Annotated in this window: 15 protein-coding genes; 6 read left to right on the top strand and 9 right to left on the bottom strand. The window is 42.9% G+C overall.

What is annotated here, in order from left to right; all coding sequences use genetic code 11:
• Nucleotides 1-86: 86 nt before the first annotated feature.
• The 6 genes from VTH8203_RS18810 to msrC form a co-directional block, all read right to left on the bottom strand.
• The gene (locus tag VTH8203_RS18810; RefSeq protein ID WP_096995016.1) at nucleotides 87-305 is read right to left on the bottom strand and encodes a DUF2835 domain-containing protein; all 219 of its coding nucleotides are present in this window, start codon (nucleotides 303-305) and stop codon (nucleotides 87-89) included.
• A gap of 95 nt (nucleotides 306-400) precedes the next feature.
• A complete protein-coding gene (gene pepN, locus VTH8203_RS18805) occupies nucleotides 401-3,010 on the bottom strand; it encodes an aminopeptidase N (protein WP_096995015.1) in 2,610 nt (869 codons plus the stop codon).
• A 139-nt stretch (nucleotides 3,011-3,149) separates the two neighbouring features.
• A complete protein-coding gene (locus tag VTH8203_RS18800) occupies nucleotides 3,150-3,812 on the bottom strand; it encodes a hypothetical protein (protein ID WP_096995014.1) in 663 nt (220 codons plus the stop codon).
• Between the two features lie 162 nt (nucleotides 3,813-3,974).
• Nucleotides 3,975-5,978 (bottom strand): carboxy terminal-processing peptidase, encoded by a 2,004-nt coding sequence (gene prc, locus VTH8203_RS18795; protein WP_096995013.1) that lies wholly within the window; start codon nucleotides 5,976-5,978, stop codon nucleotides 3,975-3,977.
• A 17-nt stretch (nucleotides 5,979-5,995) separates the two neighbouring features.
• Complete coding sequence (proQ, locus tag VTH8203_RS18790) at nucleotides 5,996-6,625, bottom strand: RNA chaperone ProQ (protein WP_096995012.1); 630 nt, start codon at nucleotides 6,623-6,625, stop codon at nucleotides 5,996-5,998.
• A 98-nt stretch (nucleotides 6,626-6,723) separates the two neighbouring features.
• Complete coding sequence (gene msrC / locus VTH8203_RS18785) at nucleotides 6,724-7,197, bottom strand: free L-methionine (R)-S-oxide reductase MsrC (protein ID WP_096995011.1); 474 nt, start codon at nucleotides 7,195-7,197, stop codon at nucleotides 6,724-6,726.
• An 83-nt stretch (nucleotides 7,198-7,280) separates the two neighbouring features.
• Here msrC and VTH8203_RS18780 point away from each other — a divergent pair, with 83 nt between their 5' ends.
• The 4 genes from VTH8203_RS18780 to rsmF all read left to right on the top strand — a co-directional run bounded on the left by VTH8203_RS18780 (nucleotide 7,281) and on the right by rsmF (nucleotide 14,534).
• The gene (locus VTH8203_RS18780; protein WP_096995010.1) at nucleotides 7,281-9,077 is read left to right on the top strand and encodes an ABC transporter ATP-binding protein; all 1,797 of its coding nucleotides are present in this window, start codon (nucleotides 7,281-7,283) and stop codon (nucleotides 9,075-9,077) included.
• A gap of 39 nt (nucleotides 9,078-9,116) precedes the next feature.
• Complete coding sequence (locus VTH8203_RS18775; protein WP_096995009.1) at nucleotides 9,117-10,382, top strand: paraquat-inducible protein A; 1,266 nt, start codon at nucleotides 9,117-9,119, stop codon at nucleotides 10,380-10,382.
• On the top strand, nucleotides 10,375-13,011 hold the full coding sequence (locus VTH8203_RS18770) for an MlaD family protein (RefSeq protein WP_096995008.1): 2,637 nt from the start codon (nucleotides 10,375-10,377) through the stop codon (nucleotides 13,009-13,011). Before VTH8203_RS18775 ends, VTH8203_RS18770 begins: the two co-directional genes overlap by 8 nt.
• A 104-nt stretch (nucleotides 13,012-13,115) precedes the next feature.
• Nucleotides 13,116-14,534, top strand: a complete 1,419-nt coding sequence (rsmF, locus tag VTH8203_RS18765) for a 16S rRNA (cytosine(1407)-C(5))-methyltransferase RsmF (RefSeq protein WP_096995007.1) — start codon at nucleotides 13,116-13,118, stop codon at nucleotides 14,532-14,534.
• Nucleotides 14,535-14,828: 294 nt separating this feature from the next.
• On the opposite strand, the gene VTH8203_RS18760 is transcribed toward rsmF, so the two are convergent.
• Nucleotides 14,829-15,668: a CvfB family protein gene (locus VTH8203_RS18760; protein WP_096995006.1), complete on the bottom strand. Its 840-nt coding sequence runs from the start codon at nucleotides 15,666-15,668 to the stop codon at nucleotides 14,829-14,831.
• A gap of 111 nt (nucleotides 15,669-15,779) precedes the next feature.
• Between VTH8203_RS18760 and VTH8203_RS18755 the strand changes: the two genes are divergently transcribed.
• Nucleotides 15,780-17,129: a hypothetical protein gene (locus VTH8203_RS18755; protein WP_096995005.1), complete on the top strand. Its 1,350-nt coding sequence runs from the start codon at nucleotides 15,780-15,782 to the stop codon at nucleotides 17,127-17,129.
• A gap of 25 nt (nucleotides 17,130-17,154) precedes the next feature.
• Here the strand turns inward: VTH8203_RS18755 and VTH8203_RS18750 are convergent, their stop codons facing one another.
• Both VTH8203_RS18750 and VTH8203_RS18745 read right to left on the bottom strand, forming a co-directional pair.
• Entirely contained in the window at nucleotides 17,155-17,631 is a 477-nt protein-coding gene (locus VTH8203_RS18750; protein ID WP_096995004.1) for a PaaI family thioesterase, read from the bottom strand.
• A gap of 129 nt (nucleotides 17,632-17,760) precedes the next feature.
• Nucleotides 17,761-18,669 (bottom strand): putative PEP-binding protein, encoded by a 909-nt coding sequence (locus VTH8203_RS18745; RefSeq protein WP_096995003.1) that lies wholly within the window; start codon nucleotides 18,667-18,669, stop codon nucleotides 17,761-17,763.
• Nucleotides 18,670-18,929: 260 nt separating this feature from the next.
• On the opposite strand from VTH8203_RS18745, the gene VTH8203_RS18740 reads away from it, so the two are divergent.
• Nucleotides 18,930-19,994: a 3-deoxy-7-phosphoheptulonate synthase gene (locus tag VTH8203_RS18740; RefSeq protein ID WP_167385845.1), complete on the top strand. Its 1,065-nt coding sequence runs from the start codon at nucleotides 18,930-18,932 to the stop codon at nucleotides 19,992-19,994.

The following is a 19,994-nucleotide window of genomic DNA, read 5'->3' as shown; positions in this document are numbered from 1 at the left end:
GAGTTAATAAAAAATGGAGGAAGTTTCAGGGAAATGTTTGATTGTGTGACTGATGCACTTATTCATATCACTATAATTTAGAGAAGTTACAGTGATTCTAACCGTATAAACTTATTGTTCTGGTCAGTTATCAATCTAAATCGGCCTCTAAGACCCAATTGTGTCAAAAATGGTCGAAAACGACTTGCTGGAACTTGTAGTTTTAAACGCTCGTCGGTGACAACCAAAATACTGAATGCATAACCAGTATAGTGAGCCAAATAGTCATGATAGGAAATATTGAGATTAAAGTAGTACTGTTTCATATTGTTGGAATGTTAATCAATTTAAGCATTGTTCCTTAGCTTTACTCAACAAAACAGCCAGCACTGTATTTATATACAGTGCTGGCTGTTTGCTATTACGACTCTAGTGCTTTGGTAACTTTTTCAAATAAGTCTTTAGCTAAGTTGTCCAAACTGCGCAATTTATTCAATTCGAGTTTAATCAGTTCCTGACGTTTCTCGTCGTACTTTTTCAATTTAAGCAACGGGTCGATTAACCGTGAAGCAACTTGTGGATTTGACTCATTTAACTGCATTAAGATTTCACCAGCAAATTGATAACCTTCACCCGAGATATCATGGAAGCGACGCGGGTTCATGTTCAAGAAAGACCCAATCAAACTACGAGTACGATTAGGGTTGCTTAAACTAAACGCTTTATGTGACATGCAATGTTTCACATTATCTAAAGCGTTACTTGCTGGGTTAGAACCTTGTAGGGCAAACCATTTATCCATCACCAATCCGTCATGACTCCACTTCTCACTGTAATCATCCATCAGTGACTGACGACACGAAAGTGATGCACTATTTGCTGCTGACATCGCAGCAATAGTGTCCGTCATGTTATTAGCATTGCGGTATTGTTGCTCGGCTAAGTGTTGATAGTCTTCAACGTTAACCAAATATTGTAAACACAGGTTTCTTAACGAGCGTTTGCCAATTGCATCATGCTCAATCGAATAATCAGACTGAGTCAAAGTCTGATAGAGTGCGGATAATTCATCTTGTAGAGCATCTGCTAGTAATGACTTAATGCCTTTTAACACATCACATACTGCATCGACATCTACCGTGTTATACCATCCCGCCACTTCATTAAAGCTTGGTAATGATAAGGCTTCAGCAATAAACGCTTCGTCCAGATCCTTGTTTAGGAGAACGCCTCTAAATGCGTCAACCACTAAGCTTGGCAGTTCAACGCTACCGCCACTTTGAACAGAACTCACATTAGACTTAATGTACTTCGCTAATAACATCTGCCCAGCATCCCACTTGGCAAAATCGTTTTTCGCGTTGATCATGAGAAAGGCTAATTGCTCATCACTGTAATCGAAATCAAGACGAACCGGGGCTGAAAACTCACGAAGCATCGAAGGCACCGGTTTCGATGCGATGTTCTCAAACACAAATTCCTGTTCATTCTGAGTCACGTTTAACACATTATTTAACTCAGAACCGTTACAGCGTAACTCAAAACAATTTCCATGTTCGTCATACAGTTCTACGTCAAATGGAATATGTAACGCTTGTTTGTCCGCTTGATCTTGAGTCGACTGAGTGTGTTGAGAAACCTTAAGTGTATAAGTCTTCGCAGATTCATCATAACTATCAGTAACCGTTAGTGTTGGCGTACCCGATTGACTGTACCAAAGACGGAATTGCTTCAGATCGATTCCCGATGTATCTTCCATTGCACAAACGAAATCTTCACACGTTGCAGCAGTACCATCATGCCTTTCAAAGTAAAGTCTCATACCTGCTTGGAATTTATCTTCGCCTAGCAGCGTATGCATCATTCGAATGACTTCACTTCCCTTTTCATAGACAGTCAACGTGTAAAAGTTATTCATTTCAATAACTTTGTCTGGTCTGATTGGGTGCGACATCGGACTAGCATCTTCAGCAAACTGCGGACCACGAATAATACGAACATTATTAATACGATTCACAGACCTAGAGCCTAAATCAGAAGAGAACTCCTGGTCGCGGAAGACGGTTAGACCTTCTTTCAAACTCAACTGGAACCAGTCACGACAAGTCACTCGGTTACCCGTCCAGTTGTGGAAATACTCATGACCAATAACAGCTTCGATTCCAAGGTAGTCGGTGTCTGTTGCTGTTTGGTCATTAGCCAACACAAACTTAGAGTTGAAGACGTTTAGCCCCTTATTCTCCATCGCACCCATATTAAAGAAGTCGACTGCGACGATCATATAAATGTCTAAGTCATACTCAAGACCGAATCTTTGTTCATCCCACTTCATCGAGTTGATCAGTGAAACCATGGCATGGTTAGCGCGGTCGAGATTACCTTTGTCTACGAAAATTTCCAGAGCAACATCTCTGCCTGAACGTGTTTTGAAGACATCACGAAGCACATCAAAGTCACCAGCAACGAGAGCGAATAGATATGAAGGCTTAGGATGCGGATCTTCCCAAGTGACGAAGTGTTTACCACCTTCTAGTTCACCTTGTTCTATTTTGTTACCGTTGCTAAGAAGATATGGGAAAGCCGTTTTATCGGCGATGACTTTTGTTGTGTATTTGGCAAGAACGTCTGGTCGGTCTAAGAAATAAGTAATGCGTCGGAAGCCTTCCGCTTCACATTGCGTGCAATATGATCCATCAGAAATGTACAAGCCTTCCAGCGCAGTGTTTGTTGATGGAGAAATATAGTTTTCTACTACCAACTCAAACTCTTGAGGTAGATTTGAAATTTCTATGCCAGTTTCGGTAATGGTAAAATCGCTCCAGGCTTCTTCATTAACCGACATGTTAATAAGTTCAACATTTTCTCCATCCAGCACTAAAGTACTCTCGTCACCAAGTTGCTTAACTTGTGAAACGGCGGTCACTTTAGTTTGGGTTTCGTGAAGGTCGAAAGTAAGATTGACATCTGTGATCGTATGCGACGATGTTTGATAGTCGCTACGGTATTTGGCTTTAGGTGCTGACTCGGTCATCCTTTGTCCTTATATTATTATCGTTAGCAAAGTTCGCTTAATCCTTGACGATTATATACCTTTGATAAGTAACTGTGCAGAATTGGACATAAAAAAAGCGTCAAACTAAGTTGACGCTTTTAATGGATTGTTGCTGATGTTAACGGATGCGATTGAGGACGGCAAACATATCACCACCCTCAACTTCGAGAGTGAGTTCATCTTGGTTCAATGTATAAGTCGCGTCATGTTCACCATCTTTATAAAGCAAGACGATATGGTCATCTTCTGTGTAATACACACCACTATGAATCGCTTCATCGCCATCGCTTGAACTCACACGAAACGTAAATACGAAATCAGGTTGGAGAATTAGGTCCATTCGAGCTATTTCTTGAGCATGCTCGTCGTTGCCAGTCACGCTCACCGAAGACCAAATTCCCGCTAGCGCATTTGATAACGCCTTGGTAAAAACCACACCGTTCAAATTGAGCATATTATGATTGCCACTATAACTGTAGGCTTGTGGTTCATCACTATTCAGTCCGAGAATGATGGTGTCATCATTGGCGGTGAATAACCCTTCCCAGTGCTCAATACTGTAATCTTGTTTTTGGATATCAATCGAAAAAGTGTAATTAGACTCCAGCGTCAGTTTAATAGCTAAAAAGGTATCCGGCCCTTCTGCTGGGCTTGGATTTACCAAGTACCAGTCGCCCAACAAAAACGGTTGGTCAAATTGCGTTAAGTCATTGTTGTCCCTTCGTATTTCAGACAACACTCCAAACGAAAAAACACATAAAAGTAGCGTGATCCATCTCATATGTATCCCCCTTACAGTTACTTTAAGCTTAGGTGGGTTAGTACGAGATTGCTAAATATTTTGATCTAAATCACGCTTTTTAATTTTATGTATTAATTTTGAGGCACTCAGAAAGTACAAAAAAAGCGAGCTTTCGCTCGCTTTTTGGTTTTTATAACAGGATTACGGCTGACTATTGACCATATCTACCGTGATAGCGACAGCCTCGTCAAGGTAAGCGTCGGGAACTTCGTAATCTTTAGGGATATCATCCAAAGACTTGTAAGGTTCTTTACCTGCTGCTTTTTGACGTAAGTTAACACGCTGCAGTCGAAGCTCGTCATTGTTGTCGCTTTCTGCTTTACGCGCAGATTCCCTTAAAGACAAAGTTTTATCATCTTTCTCGGATTTGTACTTAGCGATGTCTTCTGCAATAAATCCAAATTCCATATCCGATTTGATGCGTTCCTCATGCTTTTTCGTCAACGACGTCACCAAGTCATCATTACGTTGTAACTCAGTATATTTCGCTTTATCTATGCTGTCCCATGGAAGTGCATTATCTTCAACACTTTCACCTGTTTCAGCGGGATCGATTGGCGTAGGGAAAGCGATGTCAGGAACCACACCTTTGTTCTGAGTACTACCACCATTAATTCGGTAGAATTTCTGGATCGTATATTGTACATAGCCTAGTTCTTTATCGAATAGATCATAGATGTGGTTTAAAGAACGATGTTGCTGCACGGTCCCTTTTCCAAAAGAGTTTTCACCCAACACAATGGCGCGTCCATAGTCTTGCATTGCAGCGGCAAAAATTTCAGATGCGGATGCACTGTAGCGGTTGACCAATACGGTTAATGGACCTTGATAACTGATCTTTCCATCAGTATCACTGTTGACATTCACTCGACCGTAACTATCACGAACCTGAACCACCGGACCACTATTAATGAACAGTCCTGACATGGCAGTCGCTTCCGTCAACGCGCCACCACCGTTGTTACGCAGGTCAACAACGATCCCGTCGACACCCTTCTCTTTCAGTTCTGAGATCAACTTGTCAGTGTCTTTGGAAAGTCCGACATAGAAACTCGGTACTTCAAGCACCCCTATTTTCTTGCCATCCTTTTCAATAATTTCAGACTTGACAGCACGGTCTTCTAGGCGAATCTTGTCACGAACAATTTCAACCACGGTTGCTTTCGCATCTTTACCTGCAGGTAAGATTTGCAGTTTAACCTTAGTGCCCTTTGGACCTTTGATGAGCTGAACAACATCATCGAGTCGCCAACCGATAACATCGACAATTTCTTCACCATCTTGTCCAACACCGATGATTTTATCGCCTTCAGCGAGCTTCTTACTCTTAGAAGCTGGCCCTCCAGCTACTAAAGAGCGAATAACTGTGTAATCATCCGTAAGCTGAAGAACTGCACCAATCCCTTCCAGAGACAGGTTCATTTCTGATTGGAACTGCTCGGCAGAGCGCGGAGACAAGTAACTGGTGTGAGGATCCACTTCACGAGCGAAAGCATTCATGTAAATCTGAAACGCATCTTCGCTATGTGATTGAGTTAATCGTTTGATTGCGTTGTTGTAACGCTTACTCAACGTCTCTTTGATTTCATCCCAGTTTTTCCCAGCCAACTTCAGATTTAGCGCATCGTATTTCACGCGTTTACGCCAAAGCTCATTTAGCTCAGCTTCATCTTTGGGCCAAGCAGCCTCTGAGCGGTCTAGGGTGATTTTTTCGTCAACATCAAAATTCATTTCTTTATCTAGCAAAGATAAGGCGTAGGCAAATCTGTCATAACGTTTTTGCATCGACAAATTGTACACGTCGAAAGCTATTTGGTTATTACCGGCTTTGAGTTGATCATCTAACTGGTTCGCCCAAGAGTTAAACTTGTCGATATCTGCTTGGGTGAAGATGTTTCTATTGTAGTCGAGCATTTCCAAATAACGTGCAAATATCGCTTTTGAAGATTCATCGTCTAAAGTGAAGTGTTTGTAGTGAGAACGAGTAAAACGAGACGTTACACGTTTACTGGCTGTTTCGTGTTGTACTTCAGGAGCTAAGGTAGGAATATCTGATTTTTTAGATTTCGCTTCCATAGCGTGAGCTGATGTAGCTGCTAGCCAAAGGCTAGCAGCTACTATCGATAATTTTAAACGGCACTTCATGCGTAGGAATTTCTCCTTTATGCGCGCAGGTGCTCCGCTTTAACAACCATTTGTAGGCCATTTACTAGCTGAACTCGCACATCTTCCTTATTGATTTCAACAATGGTCGCAGCCATGTTCCCTTTGCCCATGTTTACGTTTACTTGTTTGCCGATGATCATTTCATCTGCATTCAAAGCGCGCGTTTCAACTGGCGTATTTACTTTCGCTGGTTTGTTAGTATTGTTGTGTGATTTACGTGTTTGAGGCTTTTTAGCTTTTGGTTTTGCCTTGCCTTCATCACGAGCTTTATGAGCTTGCTCTTTACGACGAGCCGCTACTTTCGCTTTACTTTCAGCTAGTGTAGCTTGAGCGTGTTCAACGTGTTCCGCTTCAAGTTCACCACATTCGTTGCCATCTAGATCAACACGTACAGCACCTGGTTTTACACCATGTAGATAACGCCAAGAAGAAGTGTATTGTCTTAACGCTGCACGTAGCTGAGTCTTACTGACTTTCTCATCATCTTTTAAACGTTCAGCAAGATCTTGAAAGATACCAATTTTAAGTGGTTTTGCTTCACCTTCTACAGTAAAGCATTTAGGGAAACATTCAGCAATATACGCGATAATTTCTTTGCTGTTCTTCAACTTCTCAGTGTTTTCCATGTGGGTTCCTGGTTAATGCGGTTATCCGCAAAGCATTAAGAAAAATATTCTTGGTATTATAGTGACCTGCACTAGAAAAACCACAGGCAAATTTCATTTTACGCCGCGTTTGTATGTGAATTGAGCACCTTTTCTACCGAATTCATAAAGTTTGTGAGTCCCTCTTCATCAATTTCACTGAATCGACCAATTGTTGGGCTATCAATATCAAGAACTCCAACCACTTCACTACCGATCGAAAATGGAATCACGATTTCAGAATTACTAGCAGCATCACATGCAATATGACCTTCAAAAGCGTGTACGTCGTATACACGTTGGACCGTGTTGGTTGCGACCGCTGTTCCACAGACGCCTCGGCCAACAGGAATACGCACACACGCTGGTTTTCCTTGGAATGGACCTAAGACTAACTCGCCTTGTTTCATTAAATAAAAACCAGCCCAGTTAAGATCATCTAACTCCATGAAAAGAAGTGCACTAATATTAGATAAGTTAGCAATAAAATCCGTTTCGGATTCGATGAGTGCTGTGGCCTGCTTCGCCAAGCGTTCGTAGTTTTCTAGATTCATGATACGTCCATCAATAACACTTTCAATATCTTACAATACCAGTACAATGCCCACAAATCGTAATAGGAACTATTATCATAAGCATGACAAGTACGAAAGACACTATTAGCCGCTCCTGGTTAATAACTCAAGCAAAAAATTACAAGTCTCGACTTATTGTGGCAAATATCATTGCTGTAATCGCCACATTAGTCAGCGTACCCATCCCCCTTTTAATGCCTTTAATGGTTGACGAGGTATTGCTGAACCAACCTTCAACTGGCCTGCAATATATGAATCTAATGATGCTCGATAGTTGGCAAACTCCCATCGGCTATATCGCGCTAACATTGGTACTCGTCATTCTTATGCGTACTGTCAGCCAAGGTTTAAACATCCTTCAAGGTCGACAGTTTACTTTGGTATCAAAAACGATCACTTATAAAATTCGCTGTAAGATGATCGACAAACTGGGCCGCATCAGTATCCAGCAATACGAAACGCGCGGAAGTGGTGGCATTAACGCTCATTTGATCACAGATATAGAAACCATCGACCAGTTTATTGGTTCAACCCTAAGTAAATTCATTATCAGTTTCCTTACCGTGTTGGGAACAGCGGTTGTCCTACTGTGGCTCGAGTGGCGCCTAGGTCTATTTATTCTGCTGGTTAATCCCATTGTGATCTATTTTTCTCGAAAATTGGGCGGCATGGTGAAGCACCTGAAAAAACAAGAAAACCAAGCCTTTGAGAAGTTTCAAAATCGTTTGGTTGAAACACTCGACGGCATTTACCAACTGAGAGCGGCAAATCGTGAACGAGATTACCTACAACAACTAAAAGACCAAGCAAATGAGGTACGCAGTAACGCAGATAAGTACGCATGGCAATCAGAAGCCGCAGGCCGACTATCTTTTCTTTTATTTTTACTAGGCTTTGAGCTGTTTAGAGCCATTGCGATGGTCATGGTGTTGTTTAGTGATTTAACGATAGGACAGATTTTTGCTGTATTTGGTTACTTGTGGTTCATGTTAGGTCCCGTGCAAGAGTTGCTCGGTATTCAATTCTCTTGGTACAGTGCTAAAGCAGCATTGACCCGAATAAACAGTTTGTTAGAGCTCGACGAAGAGCCTCGGACTGTCAGCAAAATCAATCCGTTTAAACCTCATCAACAAGTCGATGTCACTGTTGAGAATGTCTCATTTTCGTACGACAACGATAAAGATGTCCTTAACCATCTCAACTTACAGATCCCTTCAGGTAAGAAGGTCGCGTTGGTCGGTGCAAGTGGTGGTGGTAAGTCTACCCTCATCCAGTTACTTATTGGTGTTTATAAACAGCGAAGTGGCATCATTCGCTTCAATGGTGTTAACACCGATGACATCGGTTTCGACATTATTAGAGATAAAATTGCTGTTGTTTTACAGCAACCTATACTTTTTAATGACAGCTTGAGGCATAATCTGACACTTGGCAGAGAGTACGACGATATCTCCATTTGGAATGCACTTAAAGTCGCTCAGCTGCAAGACGTCACCGACAAACTGGTCGACGGTCTAGAAACACAAATTGGTCGCAATGGTATTCGGTTATCCGGAGGACAACGCCAAAGGCTTGCCATTGCTAGAATGATATTAAGTGACCCGCAGTTCGTAATCCTCGATGAAGCTACGTCTGCACTCGATACTGCTACCGAAGCGGCATTACATACCGCCTTGAGTGAGTTTTTGAAAGGCCGAACCACGTTGATTGTCGCTCACCGACTATCAGCAGTAAAGCTGGCTGATCTAATCTATGTCTTGGAAGATGGACAAGTCACTCAATCAGGTACGCACATCGAGCTGGTCGAATCAGAAGGACTGTATCAGACACTTTATGGCTCAGTGCAATCAGCGAGTTAGCGTTAAACTGAAACGCTCATCTTTTTATGGTGGTATAAGATGAGTGTTTGTTCTCATGCGCGACTACCAACCCAAGTTCGTTTGTGTCAATGCTGTGAGCTGCCCGTAGACATTATTGATCTTAAGAAAGGCTACAGTGCCGACTGCCCTCGTTGTGGAACTCAGATCTATCGCAGTGAGAGCTATTCCATAGGCGGTAATTTAGCGCTCGCCATCACATGCCTTCTGCTTTTTGTTCCCTCTCATTACTTCGATTTCATCACTATCCGGCTCGTTGGGATGATGATTGAGGGAACATTAATGGAAGGTGTATACGCCCTTGCTAAAGAGGGTTATCCCGGTTTGGCTTTACTGACTTTGTTCTGCCACACCATCGCCCCACTCGCTATGTGCACGTCCGTGCTTACTGCTCATGCAGCACTCAAATTTCGCTGGTTTAATATACTCAAAATATCCTTAAGCGTTCTCTCCCACAGTAAACATTGGGTCATGTTAGATGTGTTCTTGATAAGTGTGGCAATCTCCTGCTTTAAGTTGCAAGATTACTCTGACATCTATGTGGGAAACGCACTTTACAGCTTAGTGATTCTTCAAATACTCACTATAGTGTTGGTCAATCGAGTCAGTACCAGGCGTTATTGGGAAAACTGGCAAACTGAAAGTTCACTACCTGTCGCAGCGAAAGAAATTCATTGTCACACTTGTCATTTATCTCAACCTGAAGCCAAGAACTGCGTTCGTTGCCATAGCCCTCTTTACCATCGAAAACCTAATTCAATGCAGAAAACTTGGGCGCTACTTATAGCAGCAACCGTCGCCATTTTTCCTGCCAACCTAGTGCCAATTTCAATTTTAATCACCAATGGTCAGCGTTTAGAAGACACCATATTGTCCGGCGTAGCATCCTTAATAAACAATGACATGCTTGGTATTGCCATTATCATCTTCGTCGCCAGTATCGTTGTACCAGTTGCAAAAATTCTTGGCCTTGGCTATCTCATGTTTTGTATTCAGTTCGACAAGGTCAAAAACCATAAAGTCGAGATGCGCATTTACCGTGCGATAAAATGGATAGGCAAATGGTCGATGACCGATTTGTTCGTCATTTCGATCATGCTTACCCTAGTCGACCGTGGACAGATACTGAACTTCACCCCCGGCTTTGGCGCTGTAGCCTTCGGAATCGTGGTGGTGTTAACCATGTTCGCCGCCGAAACTTTAGACCCACGACTGTTGTGGGATAGACACAATTCCAAACCTTCCCTGCAACCAGAAACAAAGTTGAGTAGTAGCTTTAATGAGTAACGAGAATCAACAGCAAAAATATTACAGTCCAGACATTAAGAAAGATCGACGTATCTCTCCTCTTTGGATATTGCCTATTTTGACTATAGCGCTTGCGGGCTGGCTACTAGTAAAAGCCGTCCATGATGCCGGGCAACGTGTGCAAATCTATTTCTCTGATGCTCAAGGCCTAATAGCTGGCAGAACCACTATCCGCTATCAGGGTCTTGAAGTTGGCATGGTACGAGATATCAATCTCTCCGAAGATTTGACCAATATCTACGTCGACGCTGACATTTATCCTGAAGCGACAAAATTACTCGGCGAAGACACTAAGTTCTGGTTAGTAAAACCGTCTGCATCACTTTCAGGTATTTCAGGGCTGGATGCTTTAGTGTCCGGGAACTACATCGCGATTTTTCCTGCTACTAAATCGGACAGTGCCAAGTCTAAATACGTTGCTTTAGAGTCGGTGCCAACAGAACTTGCCGTTAATGATGGGCTTACCGTGACGTTGAAAGCTAAAGACCTAGGCGGTATTTCGGTCGGTTCAAAGATCGTCTACAAGAAAATTCCGATTGGCGAAGTGTACAGTTTTAAGTTAGATAGCAATGCTGAGACCGTCAGCATTAATGCTTCAATTCAAAACGAGTTTAGCCACATCATTACCGATAAGAGCCGTTTCTGGAACGTCAGTGGTATCGGTGCAAGTGTCGGATTCCAAGGAGTGGATATTAGACTTGAAAGCTTAAGTGCGATCCTTGCTGGCGCTATTGCCGTTGATTCACCAGACGGAGGAGAACCGGTTAAAGCTGGGACAGATTTTAGACTTTATAAAGACCTCAAAACAGCGGGTCGCGGTATCCCCATTCAAATTGCTCTACCTGACAACAGTAATCTAAAAGCTAATGGGTCACCAATCATGTATCGTGGTCTAGAAATTGGACGCATTAACAACCTTGCCCTAAATGGAAAAAGAGATTCGATCATTGCTTCAGCGTCTATCGAGCCTGCATTCAGCGATATGCTTAACCAGGGTACATTGTTTTTATTAGAAGAAGCTAAAGTTTCTCTATCTGGTGTCGAGAACTTATCCAACTTGATTACCGGAAACTTTTTGACATTAGTACCTGGCAATGGCAATCAAGCTCGTGATTTTATTGCCGTTAAACAAGATGAACTCGATCGCGTTCAGGCCAAGTCCATTTCAATCCGACTACTTTCTGAAAACTCGTTTGGATTAGAGCCTGGTAGCAGCGTTCTTTATCGCGGTATTCCTGTTGGCACACTGAATAGTGTCGAACTCATCAATGATCAAGTGGCTATGGATATTGCCATTGATATTGAATACAAAGACCTTATTCGCTCTCAAAACCGCTTTTTCGTTACAGGTAGCGCTACCGCTGAATTAACCAAAGCGGGTCTTAGCGTTACCGTTCCACCAGCGAAACAGCTGCTGACTGGCTCTATAAGTTTTGTCAGCGAAGGCGCGAAAACAGAGCGAGCAGAGTTTGCTCTGTTCCAAACTAAATCATTGGCGGAACTTGCTAAACACGACCAAACAGGCTCCATGCGTCTCACGCTTTTTGCTGACGAACTGCCTCCGATTCAAGAAGGCAGCCCAGTGTTATACCGCAACATGCAAGTTGGTAGCGTCTCTAATTATTCGTTAACGGATGGCGGCGTCTATATCCATACCAGTATCGACAACAAGTACAAACACCTCGTTACGCCTCAGACGGTATTTTGGAATCGTTCTGGTGTCGAAATCGACGCGTCTTTATCTGGCGTTCATGTCAAAGCTGCGCCACTAAAAACGCTGATAGATGGTGGTATTGCCTTTGACAACATGCCTGGTATCGATAATAAAACGGGCAAAAACTGGAAGCTTTATCAAGATTTCAATTCAGCGCGCAAGTTTGGACAATCTATTACTCTGTACACCACGACAACTGAACAACAAGTCAACAAAGGTATGGCGCTGAAATACCAAGGCGTTAAAGTGGGTGAAGTGATGTTGACGGTACCCGACTTTGAGAAAGAGCGAGTAGAAGTAATAGCGCGAATTCTGCCTGAATATGTGCATCAGTTAACCACTGCTAGCACCTATTATTGGATAGTCAAACCACAAATTGGCCTCAATGGTGTGAAAAATCTGAGCGCTATTGTAAGCCAATATATCGCTGTCGAACCTGGCAAAGGTAAAAACGCTAAGGTATTTGAGCTAAACGATTTCCCTAAAGTAGAAAATGGCGTCGAGTTTACACTACAAAGTGAGACCCGTGGTTCCATCAAGCCTGGCACCCCTATTCTTTATCGCGATATTGAAGTAGGCCGTGTCACTAGTGTCGAACTAGGCACGTTTGCTGACCGAGTGATATCTAACATTCAAATTGACCCTCACTATGCTTATTTGGTTCGCGCCAACAGTGTTTTTTGGAATGTGTCAGGTTTAGACGTGCAAATTGGTCTTTCTGGCGCCAATATCAAGGCGGGTACCGTCGACAGTCTGATTCGTGGCGGCATTACCTTCTCCACGCCTGAAGGTAATCAACTTCAGCCCAAAGCGAAACCTGGACAATCATTTTACTTAAACAAGTCTGCTGAAGAAAAATGGACAAAGTGGCGCACAGCAATCCCCTCCCATTAATTGATGTATGAACCAAGCCCGCTATCGCGGGCTTTTATTTGATTTGAATACCGCGGAGTATATAATTCGCTGCTAAACGAAAACCGCAATCAAAAGGCATCATTTTGCACGCCAATGTTTACCTACCAGAAGACTTTCTCAAGCATGTTGAGACCTTCCTCCCTAACACTCTTAAGATGGAAGACTTTATTGCAGCTTGCCAAAGACCGTTAAGAAAGAGTATTCGCGTTAATACCTTAAAAATCTCCGTAGAGGATTTTTTACACAAAGCCAAAAGCTATGATTGGCACTTAACGGCGATTCCTTGGTGTTCAGAAGGCTTTTGGATAGACGCTGATGAGAGCATCGTTCCACTGGGAAATACCGCCGAGCATATGGCGGGGTTATTCTATATTCAAGAAGCCAGCTCCATGCTTCCTCCTAGTGCTTTATTTCACGACAACGAAGTATTTCAAACCGTACTAGATATGGCAGCTGCTCCAGGTTCGAAAACAACGCAAATCGCTGCGCTAATGAATAATGAAGGTGTATTGGTCGCCAATGAGTTCGCGGCGAGCCGAGTCAAAGTGTTGCATGCCAATATTGAACGTTGTGGCGTTCGCAACGTCGCCATGAGTAATTACGATGCTCGGGTGTTTGGCGGATGGCTACCAGAACAATTTGACGCGGTTTTACTCGATGCGCCGTGTTCAGGTGAAGGGACTGTTCGTAAGGATCCTGACGCGATGAAAAACTGGAGTTTGAACTCCACACAGGACATTGCCCAAACACAAAAAGATCTCATTGAGAGTGCATTTCACGCACTTAAAGCGGGTGGCTCATTAGTTTATTCGACTTGTGCGTTAAGCCCTGAAGAAAATCAACAGGTTGCCCTACACCTTACCAACACGTTTGGTGATGCTGTTGAAATTTCGTCGTTAGAACATTTGTTTCCTTCCGCAGACAAAGCCACAACCCCAGAAGGCTTCCTACACGTTTTCCCTCAAACTTATGACAGTGAAGGCTTCTTTATTGCCAAGTTTAAAAAGACAGGGAGTAGTTCTGCTCCATCAGTCCAAAAACGACTCGGCAAGTTCCCGTTCCAACCATTGACGAAAAAAGAATCCAGTGACGTTGTAATAGACCTAGAGCAAACTATGGGGCTTACCCTTCCTTCAGACAGTGCTCTGTGGAAACGCGACAACGATATTTGGTTGTTCCCTAAAGCGTTAGAGCCTATGTTGGGTGAATTTCGTTTTTCACGAATGGGCATCAAAATCGCTGAACAGCACAAAAAGGGCTATCGCTGGCAGCATCAGGTTGCTACTGCCCTAACGAGCAACGACACTGCGTCGGTAGCGCTTTCTGAAGAGAACGCAAGAGAGTGGTTTATGGGCCGAGACGTAAGACCAGAAGGGTTAACTGGTAAAGGTGAAGTCTTTGTAAGTTACAACGACTTTATTATTGGCTTGGGCAAATGGGTAGGAAATAGAGTAAAGAATGGCTTGCCTCGAGAGCTTGTACGCGACAAAAACCTGTTCTAACCCAAATAGATAGCGGTTTTTGCGAGTAAAAACCGCTAATCACATCGCTTTTTTCCTGCTCTGTACTACACTTTAAGGGTTATTGAGACGTAGGCAATCAGATTCAACAATTGCTTGAAGTAAAAACTCTAAGCTTTGGTAAAACAGTATTTAGCGCCCTACTTTGTGACATAGGTGCGTTTTAAACAGTTAGCGTAGGCTCTCCTTGAGCCATTCCCCTAGGCCCAAATCAGGATCAGTTTTGGGCTTCTTTTTGGTCAGCATTATATGCGGTTCTATCAAGACCAACGCGTGTTACTCTTGAATCAGGCGGATTCCATCTTTATCAATGCTGATCTTTCCTTGTTTGTATAAACCACCAATGCTTTTCTTGTACGTTCCTTTACTGGTTTTGAACGTTGCGAAAATCGCTTCAGGCGTTGACTTATCGCTCAGCGGTAAGAAACCACCTTTTTTCTCCAATAAACTCAGGATCTTTTCACTGAGATCATCCATTTTAGCAACGCCGACTTTTTGAAGTGTTAAATCAATCTTGCCATCACTACGAACTTGCTTGATGTAACCCGTTAATTGTTTACCAATAAACAGCTTACCAAACACATCTGAAGGGAAAATCATCCCCCAGTGCTCACCATTGATGATCGCTTTGTAACCCAGGTCACTTCGCTCAGCGATAAGAAGGTCGACTTGTTGGTTGGTGGTATAACGAGCTGGCGTCTTGTCTAATAACTTATTGAACTTCGTCGTTCCAACAATTCGCCCAGATGCTTTGTCGGTATATACGTACACCAATATCGTTTGACCCGCTGACAAACGACCGCGTTGTTCACTAAATGGAATCAAAAGATCTTTCTCTTTAATTCCCCAACTTGCAAACGCGCCGATACTGTTGATACCTTCAACTTTCATCAATCCCCATTCACCTACTTGAGCAACTGGCTTCTCGGTGGTCGCCGCAATTTGATTGTCTGCGTCAAAGTAGAGAAAAACATCAACAACATCACCAATGGCTACGCCTTCAGGGGCATGCCTCTTGGTTAATAAAATTGAACCGTAATCTTTTCCGTCTAAAAACCAACCAAAATCCGCTTCTTTTGTTACTTCTAGCTGATTGATACGACCTACGTTAATCATTTGTTTATCTCTATTGGGGTAATTGGCGCGATTATACCTAACTCGCTTTAAGATGCTAGTTTACCATGGTTCTGATATGCTTAACGTTATCAAAGCACACGGAGAAGTTGTTTGATCACCGTCGATAAGCAAGACGCCATTACACTTAAAATCGCGCATGTAATGGCCAATTCAAAAAGATTAGATTTGGATGTTTTCTTATTTGTCCCAAATGAATTAGGGATGAAGTCACATTTAGTATCCGAAACTGATTTCTACTACGATTCTATTTCACAAAAGCGAGCCTACTACAGTAACGAAACGCTCTTACCTCTGGTTCACTCTCGCCTAGCAAAACGTGGGCGCCTTTCTAACACTCAATATCGTGTTAGTTTGAGCTTATTCGCATACCAATACGTGATTGCCTTGGATAAAGCGGTTGCCACGTTGAAAGAAACGGCAAAAGAAGATGTCACCGCGGATGAGATCGATGTCATTATCGAGCTAGCTCTCGATATCCTGAAAAAAATGCGCCGCTCTATTCCTTATGAAGAGAGTCTCAAACGCCACTACGCCAATATTGATAATTATTTATCTTGGTACACAGGGCAAAAATTCCTTGAACTCGTGGTGTATATCCCTAACGGAAAAGCCTATACCCCGTTAAAAGATCGCCTGATTACTATCGTTGAGAAGGAGCAAGCGCACCGAAACCTTAACAACTACAACTCAGAAAAAGTTCGCCAAGACCCGACGCGACTTAGTAACAAAATGCGGCTACTACGCCGTTTAATTGAACATCCTGTTGTTTTACAAGAAAAATCCACATCGGTAGGTAGCAATACAAAACGGGTTATCAAAGGCACCGCGACCGGTCTTGTGATGCTCTTCGTGACATCTGCGGTCATATTAGCGCGTGATTATCTCGGCGAAATCACCGCGTCCTTTATTTTTGTCCTCTCTGTCATCTATGCGTTACGCGAAGTTTTTAAAGATGACCTGCGCGATATTATGTGGCGCTGGATACAAAGGGGGAAACCAAAATGGCGCAGACATTACATTGACGCCACAACTAAAAAAGAAGTCGGTCGCAAAATTGAATGGCTTGACTACACCACCTTTGAAAAAATGCCTGACAGAATTAAGTCCATTCGCAAGAAACGTGTGGTACAACGGGAAGAGGAAATACTCCACTATCGAGCGCTAACTGATATGGCGACGTCGAAATTCACCAGTGGTTACGATCAAACTCGTGAAATCATTAACATTAATTTTAGAGCGCTCACTCGTTTGATGGATAAGTCGAACAACCGTTTCTATAAGCTACAAGATGGGCAAGTGGTCAAAGAGTCGTTAGAAAAACGTCATCTGCTCAATCTCATTATAAAAGAGCACAATCATGGCAACGACCCTGTTTACTACCGTTGGAAAATTGTCCTCAGTCGTTCCAAAATCGTTGATATTGAGCAGATACCACTTTAGTCACGAACTTTGTGTCTAATGGACGTTAAAGCTTTGCCTTCAATGACAACACTAAGGAAAACTCCGCCATCGGTTCATCACCATGCAAAGATGGACAAATGGCGGTGATTTTGACGGGCCGATTGACGCGCTCTCCCGTTCTACATGTCTCATCTAACATCTCATCGATTAGTCTTCCGTCAGAACAGACAAACTGAACATCCGCTTCAGGACGTTTTAAGAATTTACCCTCAACTTCTTTAAAAGCCAGCGATACTTTATTGCCACGCTTTTGGGCTTTGCTCATCGCCATAAATCCGCCAGCCACATCTGCCCCAACCGCTAATACTCCAAAGTACATACTGTTAAGATGGTTCTTGGTACGCCGTCTTAGCGGGATATTAACCACGACCTTCTCTTCATTAAGTTCCAGCAGTTTTGGGCGACATAACCAAATTAACGGCACCTTCATGAATCCGAATGCGTTCAGATAAAAATTGGCCTTTTGTAATGGCGACAACATGTAACTTCCCTCTCTCACACTTGTCTGACCAGTAAACTAGAAAGCCAACCATATGTCAAAAACTTGTTAATAAAAAGCTCCTAACCTCATAAAAAGTTAGGAGCTTTGATTTGGCAAATTTTGTTGAAATTAGGCCGCTGTTGAATACACGTCGATTGGGCCTAACTCAATAATAAAATCTTTTAGCACTGGGTAATCCTCAAGCATGCCAATGGTGAGTAACACAGGCTTGCGAGCTTCTTTCGCTGAGCTCACCGCCTCTTTGATCAACTTTAGTACGGCGTCATTCTGTGGGTCATAAAGATGTATTAACTCTTCTTGGTTAATATCCACACCGAGCGTCAGTTGCGTCAGGCTTTCTACTTTAATGACTAGCCCATCAAAATACTGAAGCAAACGTTCTGATAGCAAGACGGCAGATGGGGTATCACAAGCAAATAAGACTTTCAGACCATTCAAACCTCTTGGTAACCCCTGCTCCGCCAGTCTATCAATAATTTTGGCGGCGTCACTCAACGCCCGTACACAAGGAACAATAATTTCGATATCGATACCCTCTGCTCTTAACCGTTTAATCACTTCACACTCTAAGGCAAAGCAGGTTTTGTATGATTCAGAGGCGAATCGCGATACACCGCGTAGCCCTAACGACGGGTTGACCTCATCAGGCTCTGCACCGCCGCCTAATAAAGCACTCATTTCATAGCTATTAGCATCATTTAGTTCGATGCGCACCGTATTATAGCTATTGAGATTCGCGGCCTTAATTTCGTTTACTAAGGTTTCTATAAAAAATTCTGATGCACTTCGTTGTCCCAAAATAGCGTTAATGGCTTCAAGTTCGACCGAATCGAGGGACTCACCAAGGGATGCATAGTTAGGATGGAAAAATATCTTTTCCATAATGAGCTCGGAAATAGATACGTAAAGGTGGGTAGCTGGTTGTTGTTCACCAAAACTGGGAAGTACATTCCCAAGAGTTAGCCTATTTGATGATGTGGCTTCTTCTCGGCCTGTTTGGATATTGTCGTACCCCATTGCTGCTCCGTGCTATTGTTAATTGCTTTAAAGGCAAAATACCGACTCCCATTAATGAATACAAGAGCTTCATCTTAATTAAATATAAGCCCTGCCCTTTAGCACGCCACTCATACCATTATTTGTTTTTAATTTAACCAACATAGGTTTTATACCGGCCTATACCACGTAAATGATGCAGCTAAGGCTGGATTAGAGGTTTATTCTAACTGCCATTTCGTTTATCTTTACCGCTTCGTAATAAATTTGCAGGCTGCACCATGCCATTAAAGACAGATGAACTAAGAACACAGGCATTAGGTCCAATGCCAACTCCATCAGAATTGAGTGTTAATCACCCAATTACGGATGACGTTGCAGAGCGCATTGCTAATTCTCGCCGTCAAATTGAAAACATTCTAGTCGGAGAAGACGACCGTCTTCTTTGCATCGTAGGCCCTTGCTCAATCCACGATACTGAAGCGGCATTAGATTATGCAAAACGCTTAAGTGCTATCCAAGACCAGTATAAAGACGAATTGTTTATCGTCATGCGTACTTACTTTGAAAAGCCACGCACCGTTGTCGGTTGGAAAGGTCTAATCACTGACCCTAACCTTGATAGCTCATATGCACTTGAAACAGGTCTAAACAAGGCTCGTGGTCTACTACTTGATATCAATAAACTAGGTTTAGCTACAGCGACTGAGTTTCTAGATATGATAACTGGTCAGTATATCGCCGACTTAATCACTTGGGGAGCAATCGGCGCTCGCACCACTGAGTCACAAATTCACCGTGAAATGGCTTCGGCTCTATCATGCCCTGTTGGTTTCAAAAACGGCACGAATGGCAGCATTAAGATCGCCATTGATGCCATTCGTGCAGCGCGCGCACAACACTATTTTTACTCTCCAGATAAACATGGACGAATGACAGTCTATCGCACTAGCGGCAACCCATTTGGGCACGTCATTCTTCGTGGTGGTGACACGGGTCCAAACTACCAACAAAGCTTTATCGAAAAAGCATGTGAGCAGTTAGCATCATTTGATCTGCCTGCTCGCCTAGTTGTTGACTTTAGTCACGCGAATTGTCAAAAGCAACACCGTAAGCAAATCGATGTTGCAAAAGATATTGCTAGTCAAATCATCTCAGGTTCCAACATGATTTCAGGCATTATGGCTGAAAGTTTCATCGAGGAAGGAAACCAGAGTATGGAATACATCCATAATCTAAATTATGGTCAATCAATCACAGACCCTTGCCTTGGCTGGAATGACACCGTCCAAATGTTAGACATTCTTGCTGATGCTGTAAAACAACGTAACGAGAAGGAAAGTTAA

Origin of the sequence: Vibrio thalassae (genome assembly GCF_900089835.1) — a bacterium.
Lineage (GTDB): Bacteria > Pseudomonadota > Gammaproteobacteria > Enterobacterales > Vibrionaceae > Vibrio > Vibrio thalassae.
This window is presented reverse-complemented; position numbering and strand designations above follow the sequence as displayed.